This window comes from Halopseudomonas salegens, from assembly GCF_900105655.1.
Classification (GTDB): Bacteria; Pseudomonadota; Gammaproteobacteria; order Pseudomonadales; family Pseudomonadaceae; genus Halopseudomonas; species Halopseudomonas salegens.
Window position 1 is genome coordinate 3,013,036 of record NZ_LT629787.1, and the last position, 12,517, is coordinate 3,025,552.

5 protein-coding genes, 2 tRNA genes and 3 rRNA genes are annotated in these 12,517 nt (G+C 54.2%); 1 reads left to right on the forward strand and 9 read right to left on the reverse strand.

What is annotated here, in order from left to right; genetic code table 11:
- Nucleotides 1-97: 97 nt before the first annotated feature.
- Complete coding sequence (locus tag BLU07_RS13930; RefSeq protein ID WP_092387950.1) at nt 98-745, reverse strand: hypothetical protein; 648 nt, start codon at nt 743-745, stop codon at nt 98-100.
- Complete coding sequence (locus BLU07_RS13935) at nt 745-1,494, reverse strand: type III pantothenate kinase (RefSeq protein WP_092387953.1); 750 nt, start codon at nt 1,492-1,494, stop codon at nt 745-747. The genes BLU07_RS13930 and BLU07_RS13935 overlap by 1 nt, the downstream gene beginning before the upstream one ends.
- A gap of 320 nt (nt 1,495-1,814) precedes the next feature.
- On the opposite strand from BLU07_RS13935, the gene fusA reads away from it, so the two are divergent.
- On the forward strand, nt 1,815-3,899 hold the full coding sequence (fusA, locus tag BLU07_RS13940) for an elongation factor G (RefSeq protein WP_092387956.1): 2,085 nt from the start codon (nt 1,815-1,817) through the stop codon (nt 3,897-3,899).
- A 96-nt stretch (nt 3,900-3,995) separates the two neighbouring features.
- Here fusA and birA read toward each other — a convergent pair whose 3' ends face one another.
- The 7 genes from birA to BLU07_RS13975 form a co-directional block, all read right to left on the reverse strand.
- The gene (gene birA / locus BLU07_RS13945; RefSeq protein ID WP_092387959.1) at nt 3,996-4,970 is read right to left on the reverse strand and encodes a bifunctional biotin--[acetyl-CoA-carboxylase] ligase/biotin operon repressor BirA; all 975 of its coding nucleotides are present in this window, start codon (nt 4,968-4,970) and stop codon (nt 3,996-3,998) included.
- 276 nt (nt 4,971-5,246) lie between these two features.
- Nucleotides 5,247-5,362, reverse strand: a 5S ribosomal RNA gene (gene rrf / locus BLU07_RS13950).
- 131 nt (nt 5,363-5,493) lie between these two features.
- Nucleotides 5,494-8,384 (reverse strand): 23S ribosomal RNA (locus BLU07_RS13955).
- Between the two features lie 295 nt (nt 8,385-8,679).
- Nucleotides 8,680-8,755: transfer RNA gene (locus BLU07_RS13960), tRNA-Ala, on the reverse strand.
- Nucleotides 8,756-8,779: 24 nt separating this feature from the next.
- Nucleotides 8,780-8,856: transfer RNA gene (locus tag BLU07_RS13965), tRNA-Ile, on the reverse strand.
- Between the two features lie 130 nt (nt 8,857-8,986).
- A 16S ribosomal RNA gene (locus BLU07_RS13970) occupies nt 8,987-10,523 on the reverse strand.
- The 16S, 23S and 5S rRNA genes sit together here with 2 tRNA genes alongside, the layout of an rRNA operon.
- 664 nt (nt 10,524-11,187) lie before the next feature.
- Complete coding sequence (locus BLU07_RS13975; RefSeq protein ID WP_092387962.1) at nt 11,188-12,450, reverse strand: malic enzyme-like NAD(P)-binding protein; 1,263 nt, start codon at nt 12,448-12,450, stop codon at nt 11,188-11,190.
- Between the last annotated feature and the right edge of the window lie 67 nt (nt 12,451-12,517).

A 12,517-nucleotide genomic window follows, 5' to 3' on the forward strand; every position in this document is an offset into this window, starting at 1 on the left:
TTGAAAGCAAAGCCTGTAAACCGCAGTACAGACCCGGCAAAGCAACGTTTGAACGACATATATTTCAGGCCAATATCCGGGGGACAGCAAGGCTTGATCAGACACCGGCAGGCGGAAGACTGCCGCAAGGACGATAGTGGTGCACCAGACCAGGAAAGACATCACGCAGGCGCTGCAGCATATTCGCATCGACCAGTCGACGCGCTTCACTATCGACCTCCAGCCAGACCTGAGTGACATAGCGCTCCAGCTGCTCAATCTCACTATCGTAACCTTGCAACTGGAGCTGCTCGCGACGATTCCTGGCGGACTCGACACTGGAAAAAACACCAAGAGCAATCTTGCCAGCCATGGCGCCGTCGCCAATCATGTAACTCTCGATACCGCTATCCTGCAACAAGCGCAGCGCAGCCAGCACTTCAGAGCGCCCGCCCGGAACCGTTTTGACCAACAGATAGTCTTCCTCGGCCACACTATCCAGAGCAACCATGCGCGCCGCCACACCCAGCGCCAACAGCCGCTGGCGCAGCGCGCCAAGATCCTCGCCATCCTCAAGACCACCCAGATGCATGCATAACCCGGCCGCAACATCAGTCCTGTTTTCAGGAGCCGTGCCGGCACGCTCCGACAACTGCGCAACAGGTGTCGCAGGCCGACCGGCATCCCACTGCAGATTGCCCTGTTGAACTTGCCACAAGGCATACAGAATATTGATCAGCAGCAGGCTCAAAAATACCCAGCGCATTAATCCGACTCCATCGGGCAGGCAAGCGCGAGACCTTCAAATACCAGGTCATTGATCACATTGCATTCACTGGGCAACATTTCCGCCATGCGCGTAGCGTCTCCTCCGGTAAGAATCACCAGCACTTTATTACCCAGCAGCTGGGTGGCAATACGCAGCTGCTCGCGCACGAAACCGGCGAGCATCAGCTCGCAGCCATATTCCACAGCCTCGGCCGTATTGCTTCCCGGTGTCGGCGAACGCAAATCACTATGCAAGCCCTGATCATAACGGATCAATCGAGTGTGACGCTGCAGGCTGCTACGCAACAACCCGGTACCGGGCGCTATAAAACCGCCCATGTGCTGGCCGTCGGCAGCGACGAAATCGACAGTAACCGCCGTCCCCAAATCAATCACCACGCAGGCACGCTGACAGATACTGTAGCCCGCGACCAATGCCAGCCAACGATCCATGCCCAGCCGCGTAACATCACTGTAGCCATTTCGCACCCCGGCCAGCTCGGTTGTACTGCGGGCCAGTACAGGGTGGAGCTTCAACCAACTGGTCAACTGATCCATGACCACACGGGTTTCTTCCTCCGAGCGCACACTAACCAATCTGCAACCGCGTATTTCACGCTCCTGCCCACCAAGCAAGCGTTGCAACTCCACCAGATCGGGCGCCATATCACGGTCACGCACCCGCCCCTCGCGATCAAGCAAGCGCCATTTGATCAGTGTGTTACCGCAATCCAGCTCAAGTAGCATCTTTCAACCCCAGGCTCACCTCGCCACCATTGGGCGACCGCTCACCAGACAAAGATATTGATAACTGCTGCACCATACGCTTACACCACGACCTGAAACGACCCGCATCATAACGCCCAGTGCGCCCGGAATGAATGGAAAACATGCTTATATAGCAGCGTTTTTCATGATACCGCCATGATTCTATCAGCCCGCACACCCGGCAGCGCCTGCGCCATTCGTCCGAGTTATTGTTTAACGCGTAAAAACAGAGCGCGGATCCACATATTCCTGTAGTATATGGCGCTATTTTCCAACCAAACCGGCTATCAGGGAATGCAATGACTGATCTATCTCTCTACCGCAATATTGGTATCTTCGCCCACGTTGATGCCGGCAAAACCACTACCACAGAGCGCATCCTCAAGCTCACCGGGCGTATTCACAAACTCGGCGAGGTCCACGAAGGCGAATCCACTACCGACTTCATGGATCAGGAAGCCGAGCGCGGGATTACCATCCAGTCCGCAGCGGTCAGCTGCTTCTGGAAAGACCATCGCTTCAATGTAATCGACACCCCCGGCCACGTTGACTTCACTGTTGAAGTGTATCGTTCGCTGAAAGTGCTCGATGGCGGCATCGGCGTATTCTGTGGTTCCGGCGGCGTTGAGCCCCAGTCTGAAACCAACTGGCGCTATGCTAACGACTCCAAGGTCTCGCGTCTGATCTTCGTCAACAAGCTGGACCGCATCGGTGCTGACTTCATTCGCGTGACCGATCAGGTCAAGAAAGTGCTGGGCGCAAAACCACTGATCATGACCCTGCCGATCGGTCGTGAAGACACCTTCTCCGGCGTTGTCGACCTGCTGACTCGCCAGGCCTATGTCTGGGATGATACCGGCAAGCCGGAAAACTACAGTGTGCAGGAGATTCCGGCCGAGATGGTCGACGACGTTGAAGCCTATCGCGAGCAGTTGATTGAATCGGCTGTCGAAATGGACGACGACCTGATGATGGCTTATATGGAAGGCGAAGAACCTGCCATCGATGATATCAAGCGCTGCATTCGCAAGGGCACGCTGGAATTGGCTTTCTTCCCGACCTATTGCGGCTCTGCGTTCAAGAACAAGGGCATGCAGTTGCTGCTTGACGCCGTAGTCGATTACCTGCCTGCACCGCAGGAAGTCAATCCGCAGCCGCTGACTGACGAAGAAGGCAACCCGACCGGCAAGCACGCCATCGTGTCCGCCGACGAGCCCTTCCGCGCGCTGGCGTTCAAGATCATGGACGACCGTTTTGGCGCCCTGACTTTCGTACGTATTTACTCCGGTAATTTGAACAAGGGTGACACCATCCTCAACTCGTTCACCGGTAAGACCGAGCGCGTCGGCCGCATGGTCGAAATGCAGGCTGACGAGCGCAACGAACTGAGCTTTGCCACCGCTGGTGATATTATTGCCATCGTCGGCATGAAGAACGTGCAGACCGGTCACACCCTGTGTGATCCCAAGCATCCTTGCACGCTGGAAGCCATGGTGTTCCCCGAGCCAGTGATCTCCATCTCCGTTGAGCCCAAGGACAAGGGCTCCACCGAGAAGATGGGTGTTGCCATCGGCAAGATGGTTGCTGAGGATCCGACCTTCCGTGTTGAGACGGACATCGATTCCGGTGAAACCATCCTCAAGGGCATGGGCGAACTGCACCTGGACATCAAGGTCGACATCCTCAAGCGTACCTACGGCGTTGAACTCGTAGTCGGTCAGCCACAGGTTGCCTACCGCGAAACCATTACCCGCGAAGTGACCGACAGCTACACACACAAGAAGCAATCGGGTGGTTCCGGTCAGTACGGCAAGATCGATTACACCATCAAGCCTGGCGAACCAAACTCCGGCTTTACCTTCCACTCCAGTGTGGTCGGCGGTAACGTTCCCAAGGAATATTTCCCCGCGATCGAGAAGGGCTTCGCCTCTCTGATGGGAACTGGCCCGCTGGCTGGCTTCCCGGTACTGGATGTTCACTTTGAGCTGACCGATGGTGGCTACCATGCGGTTGACTCCTCGGCCATTGCCTTTGAAATCGCCGCCAAGGGTGCATTCCGTCAGTCCATGCCCAAGGCATCTCCACAGCTGCTTGAGCCAGTCATGAAGGTTGATGTATTCACACCGGAAGATCATGTTGGCGACGTCATCGGTGACCTTAACCGCCGCCGCGGCATGATTGCTGGCCAAGAGCCTGGTTCAACCGGCATTCGCATCAAGGCCGATGTACCGCTGGCAGAAATGTTCGGCTACATCAGCACCTTGCGGACCATGACCTCAGGTCGCGGTCAATTCTCAATGTCGTTCTCGCACTACGCACCGTGCCCGGCTAACGTAGCCGAAGCCGTTATCGCCAAAGAGAAAGAAAAAGCTGCCCAGAAGTAAGAGCGGCTGCACGTCAAAAAACGCCTGATGCGAATGTATCAGGCGTTTTTTTATGGGCGATGTCCGGGCGCAAATGCTTTTTTCACGTCAGATGGCTCAAGAAGTCGACTGCAATCGCAGGCTGAGCTCACCACCGTTCAATACCACTATGTCCTGATCAACCTGCAAGCGCAGACCGCCATTGGCATCGACACCCTGCTCGGTACCCGCTAACACTCGCTCACCCGACTGCACCTGCACAGCACATCCCAACCAGGCATCGTGTGCTTCCCAGGCCGAGCGAAAAGGAATGAAACCTTCTACACGAAAGCGTTCAAGCGCCAGATGCAGGCGACTGAGGAAAATGGCTATCAGGTGATTGCGGTTGAGATCACCCTGGCCTGCATGCTGCGCCAGTGACGTCCAGGGCTGATTGATCTCATCACCCGCATTGCGCATATGCACGTTAATGCCCACGCCGATGATGGCCACGCAGTCTGCCGTCAGGTCGCCACCAATTTCTATCAGGATGCCGGCCAGCTTGCGATTGCGATACAGCACATCGTTCGGCCATTTCAGCTGACAGTCATTGAAACCTGCTTCTGCCAATGTTTCCACCAGCACCAGACCCACGACGAGACTCAGCCCTTCCAACGCCTGGGCACCACCGGTGAATGGCTCTACCAGTGTCAGATAGATATTTTGTGCATAGGGACTGGACCAGGCACGTCCACGGCGACCGCGACCGCTGCTTTGCTGCTCCGCCAGGCAAATCAGCGGTCGAGGACCTTCCAGGCTGATTAAATGATGGGCTCGTGTATTGGTTGAATCTGCTCGATCAAACAGATGCCATCGCCAACGCTCGGCGCATTCGGCAGGCAAAGCGGCCTGGATCACACCCTCATCCAGCAATGCCGCTCCGCGTGGAATGCGGTAGCCACGACCGCGTACGCGTTGCAGCGGGAACCCTTCATCAACCAGCGGCTGCAAAGCCTTCCATACCGCCGCACGACTAACACCCAGGTCAGCAGCCAGAACTTCACCGGAGTGAAACTCGCCATCAGCCATCAACGCCAGCAACTTTTTCAGCATCGAACCTTACTCAATATTTGCAAGGCACGCATCATACCGCCGCTCTGCTCGAGAATGAATGCTTGCGGTTGTTATTAACGACGAGATTGATGCAGGAAGCTGCTTGTTGCTTATTTGTTTTCGCTGAAGGCGGGAGGTATCGGGAGTGGCTAGGTGTAGGGGGCTGTTTTCTGCTGGTGGGTTTCGCTGGAAGCTGGAAGCTTTCCGTTAACCACTTTCCTGCGCACAAAGATAAAACCCCGACCATCTTTCGATAATCGGGGTTTTGGTATAGGCGCTTGACGATGACCTACTCTCACATGGGGAAACCCCACACTACCATCGGCGATACGTCGTTTCACTGCTGAGTTCGGAATGGGATCAGGTGGTTCCAACGCTCTATGGTCGTCAAGCAATTCTTTTGCACTGTCGTGGATTACCACGCCAGGGCCAATAGGGTTGTGATAGATGTTTAGTAACAGTGATCGCACAAGTCCGTCTTGTCGTTCATCTGTCCATACACACCAGATTGCTTGGGTGTTATATGGTCAAGCCACACGGGCAATTAGTACTGGTTAGCTCAACGCCTCACAACGCTTACACACCCAGCCTATCAACGTCGTAGTCTTCGACGGCCCTTTAGGGGAGTCAAGCTCCCGGTGAGATCTCATCTCAAGGCAAGTTTCCCGCTTAGATGCTTTCAGCGGTTATCTCTTCCGAACGTAGCTACCCGGCAATGCCACTGGCGTGACAACCGGAACACCAGAGGTTCGTCCACTCCGGTCCTCTCGTACTAGGAGCAGCCCCTCTCAAATCTCAAACGTCCACGGCAGATAGGGACCGAACTGTCTCACGACGTTCTAAACCCAGCTCGCGTACCACTTTAAATGGCGAACAGCCATACCCTTGGGACCGGCTTCAGCCCCAGGATGTGATGAGCCGACATCGAGGTGCCAAACACCGCCGTCGATATGAACTCTTGGGCGGTATCAGCCTGTTATCCCCGGAGTACCTTTTATCCGTTGAGCGATGGCCCTTCCATACAGAACCACCGGATCACTAAGACCTACTTTCGTACCTGCTCGACGTGTTGGTCTCGCAGTCAAGCGCGCTTTTGCCTTTATACTCTACGCACGATTTCCGACCGTGCTGAGCGCACCTTCGTACTCCTCCGTTACTCTTTGGGAGGAGACCGCCCCAGTCAAACTACCCACCATACACTGTCCTCGATCCGGATAACGGACCAGAGTTAGAACCTCAAAGTTGCCAGGGTGGTATTTCAAGGTTGGCTCCACGCGAACTAGCGTCCACGCTTCAAAGCCTCCCACCTATCCTACACAAACAAATTCAAAGTCCAGTGCAAAGCTATAGTAAAGGTTCACGGGGTCTTTCCGTCTAGCCGCGGATACACTGCATCTTCACAGCGATTTCAATTTCACTGAGTCTCGGGTGGAGACAGCGCCGCCATCATTACGCCATTCGTGCAGGTCGGAACTTACCCGACAAGGAATTTCGCTACCTTAGGACCGTTATAGTTACGGCCGCCGTTTACCGGGGCTTCGATCAAGAGCTTCGCCGAAGCTAACCCCATCAATTAACCTTCCGGCACCGGGCAGGCGTCACACCCTATACGTCCACTTTCGTGTTTGCAGAGTGCTGTGTTTTTAATAAACAGTTGCAGCGGCCTGGTATCTTCGACTGGCATGGGCTTACGTAGTAAATACTTCACCCTCACCAGCGCACCTTCTCCCGAAGTTACGGTGCCATTTTGCCTAGTTCCTTCACCCGAGTTCTCTCAAGCGCCTTGGTATTCTCTACCTGACCACCTGTGTCGGTTTGGGGTACGATTTCTAGTTACCTGAAGCTTAGAGGCTTTTCCTGGAAGCTTGGCATCAACCACTTCGCCTTCATAAAAGAAAGCTCGTCATCGGTTCTCGGCCTTAAGATCCCGGATTTTCCTAAGATCTCAGCCTACCGCCTTAAACAAGGACAACCAACGCCTTGCTGGCCTAGCCTTCTCCGTCCCCCCATCGCAGTAACTAGAAGTACGGGAATATTAACCCGTTTCCCATCGACTACGCCTTTCGGCCTCGCCTTAGGGGTCGACTCACCCTGCGTCGATTAACGTTGCGCAGGAACCCTTGGTCTTCCGGCGTGGGAGTTTTTCACTCCCATTGTCGTTACTCATGTCAGCATTCGCACTTCTGATACCTCCAGCCAACTTCTCAATTGACCTTCACAGGCTTACAGAACGCTCCTCTACCGCTCATCCTAAGATGAACCCGTAGCTTCGGTGTATGGTTTGAGCCCCGTTACATCTTCCGCGCAGGCCGACTCGACTAGTGAGCTATTACGCTTTCTTTAAAGGATGGCTGCTTCTAAGCCAACCTCCTAGCTGTCTAAGCCTTCCCACATCGTTTCCCACTTAACCATAACTTTGGGACCTTAGCTGACGGTCTGGGTTGTTTCCCTTTTCACGACGGACGTTAGCACCCGCCGTGTGTCTCCCGTGCTGACACTCACTGGTATTCGGAGTTTGCATCGGTTTGGTAAGTCGGGATGACCCCCTAGCCGAAACAGTGCTCTACCCCCAGTGGTGATACACGAGGCGCTACCTAAATAGCTTTCGAGGAGAACCAGCTATCTCCGAGCTTGATTAGCCTTTCACTCCTATCCACAAGTCATCCGCTAACTTTTCAACGGTAGTCGGTTCGGTCCTCCAGTGCCTGTTACGGCACCTTCAACCTGCCCATGGATAGATCGCCCGGTTTCGGGTCTATACCTTGCGACTAAACGCCCTATTAAGACTCGGTTTCCCTACGCCTCCCCTATACGGTTAAGCTTGCCACAAAATATAAGTCGCTGACCCATTATACAAAAGGTACGCAGTCACGGAACAAGTCCGCTCCCACTGCTTGTACGCATACGGTTTCAGGTTCTATTTCACTCCCCTCACAGGGGTTCTTTTCGCCTTTCCCTCACGGTACTGGTTCACTATCGGTCAGTCAGGAGTATTTAGCCTTGGAGGATGGTCCCCCCATGTTCAGTCAACGTTTCACGTGCGCCGACCTACTCGATTTCACAGCTAAGAGCTTTTCGTGTACGGGGCTATCACCCACTATGGCGGAACTTTCCAGAACCTTTCACTAAACTCAAAACTGCTTAAGGGCTAGTCCCCGTTCGCTCGCCGCTACTTGGGGAATCTCGGTTGATTTCTTTTCCTCCGGGTACTTAGATGTTTCAGTTCCCCGGGTTCGCCTCACACACCTATGTATTCAGTGTGTGATACCCAACTTGTGTTGGGTGGGTTTCCCCATTCAGACATCTCCGGATCAAAGGTTGTTTGCCACCTCCCCGAAGCTTTTCGCAGGCTACCACGTCTTTCATCGCCTCTGACTGCCAAGGCATCCACCGTATGCGCTTATTCACTTGACCATATAACCCCAAACAATCTGCACACCCGCCAGGTAAACCCGTGGGTAAGCCGATCATTCGCTGTCATAGGTATTTGACATGATTCACGACAATCCGGAACTTGCTTGAGATCACAAGTTACCTTAGCTGTATACAATGCAGTGAAACACTGTATACGCTGTACTTCTATCACAAACCCTAATTGTTAAAGAACGTCTGGCGCAAAGACCAGACAGCAATGATCGATTCTAATGGAGCAAGCTCCCAGGATCATTCCTGTCTGTACTCTGTGTCATATCCGGTTTTTGTGCGGCGATGGTGGAGCCAAGCGGGATCGAACCGCTGACCTCCTGCGTGCAAGGCAGGCGCTCTCCCAGCTGAGCTATGGCCCCTTCAGACCTTCACACCTCGACAATTGGTGGGTCTGGGCAGATTCGAACTGCCGACCTCACCCTTATCAGGGGTGCGCTCTAACCAACTGAGCTACAGACCCAATTGCCTCGGGCTTTTCACCACCCAATCATCTGGGCTTGTTGCAGCTCACAGAGCCACATGCCAATCGCCAAAACCAGGGAATCAAGTAATTCGTGTGAGTGCTTGAACAGCGTTTGTGATCTTTCGATTAAGGAGGTGATCCAGCCGCAGGTTCCCCTACGGCTACCTTGTTACGACTTCACCCCAGTCATGAATCACTCCGTGGTAACCGTCCTCTCGAAAGTTAGACTAGCTACTTCTGGAGCAACCCACTCCCATGGTGTGACGGGCGGTGTGTACAAGGCCCGGGAACGTATTCACCGCGACATTCTGATTCGCGATTACTAGCGATTCCGACTTCATGGAGTCGAGTTGCAGACTCCAATCCGGACTACGAACGGTTTTGAGAGATTAGCTCCACCTCGCGGCTTGGCAACCCTCTGTACCGCCCATTGTAGCACGTGTGTAGCCCTGGCCGTAAGGGCCATGATGACTTGACGTCATCCCCACCTTCCTCCGGTTTGTCACCGGCAGTCTCCTTAGAGTGCCCACCATAACGTGCTGGTAACTAAGGACAAGGGTTGCGCTCGTTACGGGACTTAACCCAACATCTCACGACACGAGCTGACGACAGCCATGCAGCACCTGTGTCTGAGTTCCCGAAGGCACCAATCCATCTCTGGAAAGTTCTCAGCATGTCAAGGCCAGGTAAGGTTCTTCGCGTTGCTTCGAATTAAACCACATGCTCCACCGCTTGTGCGGGCCCCCGTCAATTCATTTGAGTTTTAACCTTGCGGCCGTACTCCCCAGGCGGTCAACTTAGTGCGTTAGCTGCGCCACTAAAGACTCAAGGTCCCCAACGGCTAGTTGACATCGTTTACGGCGTGGACTACCAGGGTATCTAATCCTGTTTGCTCCCCACGCTTTCGCACCTCAGCGTCAGTATCAGTCCAGGTGGTCGCCTTCGCCACTGGTGTTCCTTCCTATATCTACGCATTTCACCGCTACACAGGAAATTCCACCACCCTCTACTGTACTCTAGTCAAGCAGTTATGGATGCAGTTCCCAGGTTGAGCCCGGGGATTTCACACCCATCTTACTTGACCGCCTACGCGCGCTTTACGCCCAGTAATTCCGATTAACGCTTGCACCCTCTGTATTACCGCGGCTGCTGGCACAGAGTTAGCCGGTGCTTATTCTGTTGGTAACGTCAAAATTGCACGCTATTAACGTACAACCCTTCCTCCCAACTTAAAGTGCTTTACAATCCGAAGACCTTCTTCACACACGCGGCATGGCTGGATCAGGGTTGCCCCCATTGTCCAATATTCCCCACTGCTGCCTCCCGTAGGAGTCTGGACCGTGTCTCAGTTCCAGTGTGACTGATCATCCTCTCAGACCAGTTACGGATCGCTGCCTTGGTGAGCCGTTACCTCACCAACAAGCTAATCCGACCTAGGCTCATCTGATAGCGTGAGGTCCGAAGATCCCCCACTTTCTCCCGTAGGACGTATGCGGTATTAGCTCGGGTTTCCCCGAGTTGTCCCCCACTACCAGGCAGATTCCTAGGCATTACTCACCCGTCCGCCGCTAAATCAGGGAGCAAGCTCCCTTCAATCGCTCGACTTGCATGTGTTAGGCCTGCCGCCAGCGTTCAATCTGAGCCATGATCAAACTCTTCAGTTTTAAATCAATTCGGATTTTGAAAAAATCCTAAACTTGGCTCAGCCTTTACAAATAAACTCATGAATTCACAGAGTAACTTGCTTGGCTGATAATCTGTCGATCATCAAGACCCTGAGCAAGCACCCACACGAATTACTTGATTCCAATTTTTTAAAGAGCGATTCGGTCTGCGTTTCCGCTGGACCAGGCCGCGCATTCTACGCTAAGCCTCTAATTCGTCAAGCTTTTTTTGAACATTTCGTTGCGAGCAACTGAACTTCAAATCCGGCTTGTCCGACCCGCCAGGCCAAGGCCTTGTGCGTGTCAGGGAGGCGTATTCTACAGCAGAAACCCTGCTCGTCAACACCTCTTTGCAACCTTTTTTTACTGCCTGGAGACGCTTCAACCTGAAGCACTCCGGCAACCTCCAAAGAGGTGGTTGCGAGCGGCGTATTCTACTGCGCCGCACCTTGCTGTCAACTGTTATTGCAACACGAAAGAAGACGTAACCTATTGATAAAAAAGAGCTTTTACAAAACAGCCCCGCTCAGCAAGACGCGCATTATAGGCCGCTCAGGTTTGCCGTCAAGGCTTTCTTCACCCGGGGACGCAAATAATAGCCGCCGCCGTGCGACAGAAACACAAAAACCCCGCAGAGCGGGGCTTTTGTGTTCAGCGGCAAGACTTACTTGACGTCTTCAACCGATTTCAGCGGGTAGTGAGCCGGATAGGGCTGTGTCGCCACACCGGAATCAATGGCTGCCTGGGCAACGGCCGCCGGCACACGCTCAATCAGGCGTACGTCCATCGGCTTGGGAATGATGTACTCACGGCCAAACTCCAGCGGGATGCCGCCATAGGCTGCAGAGACATACTCCGGCACCGGCTCTTTCGCCAGCTCGCGAATCGCATGCACGGCCGCAATCTTCATTTCTTCATTGATCGTGGTAGCACGCACATCCAGCGCACCACGGAAGATGAAGGGGAAGCCCAGTACGTTATTCACCTGGTTCGGGTAATCCGAACGACCCGTCGCCATGATCACGTCAGGGCGAGAAGCCTTGGCCAGCTCCGGCTTGATTTCCGGATCCGGATTGGAGCAGGCAAACACGATCGGATTTTCAGCCATCAGCTTGAGATCAGCTGGTGGCAGCAGGTCAGGGCCCGACAGACCAACAAAGACATCGGCACCTTTCAGTGCATCGGTCAGCGTGCGCTTGTCAGTCTCGGTAGCGAAGATTGCCTTGTATTCGTTCAGGTCTTCACGGCCGGAATGGATCACACCCTTGCGATCGAGCATATAGATGTTCTCGACCTTGGAGCCCATGCTGACCAGCAGCTTCATACAGGCAATCGCTGCAGCACCAGCGCCCAGGCAAACGATCTTGGCGTCTTCCAGGGTCTTGTCAGCCAGCTCCAGCGCGTTAACCATGGCCGCGGCAGTCACAATGGCGGTGCCATGCTGGTCATCGTGGAATACCGGAATGTCGCACTGCTCGATCAGTGCACGCTCGATTTCAAAGCACTCGGGCGCCTTGATATCTTCCAGGTTGATACCACCAAAGGTGCAAGAGATTCGCTTGACGGTATCGATGAAAGCCTGCGGGCTTTCAGATTCCACTTCAATGTCGAACACATCAATGCCGGCGAACCGCTTGAACAACACACCCTTGCCTTCCATTACCGGCTTGCTGGCCAGCGGACCCAGATTACCCAGCCCCAGAATGGCGGTGCCGTCGGAAATAACGGCGACCAGGTTACCCTTGCCGGTGTATTTGTAGGCGTTATTCAGATCTTTGGCGATCTCCCGCACCGGCTCGGCAACACCCGGGCTGTAAGCCAGGGCAAGATCACGGGCGGTAGCGGTAGGCTTGGTCAGTTCAACGCTCAGTTTGCCGGGACGCGGTTCTGCGTGATAGGCAAGTGCATCGGTTCTCAGATCAGACATGGTCAATAGTTCCAGTCAGGTTGCTCATGCGGACGGGCGACAATACAGGAAAAGCCCGACAGCTCAC

Excerpts from the sequence above, each read along its gene's own strand:
- BLU07_RS13935 (WP_092387953.1), bottom strand. The coding sequence starts at position 1,494 with ATGCTACTTGAGCTGGATTGCGGTAACACACTGATCAAATGGCGCTTG.
- birA (WP_092387959.1), bottom strand. The coding sequence starts at position 4,970 with ATGCTGAAAAAGTTGCTGGCGTTGATGGCTGATGGCGAGTTTCACTCC.
- fusA (WP_092387956.1), top strand. The coding sequence starts at position 1,815 with ATGACTGATCTATCTCTCTACCGCAATATTGGTATCTTCGCCCACGTT.
- BLU07_RS13930 (WP_092387950.1), bottom strand. The coding sequence starts at position 745 with ATGCGCTGGGTATTTTTGAGCCTGCTGCTGATCAATATTCTGTATGCC.
- BLU07_RS13975 (WP_092387962.1), bottom strand. The coding sequence starts at position 12,450 with ATGTCTGATCTGAGAACCGATGCACTTGCCTATCACGCAGAACCGCGT.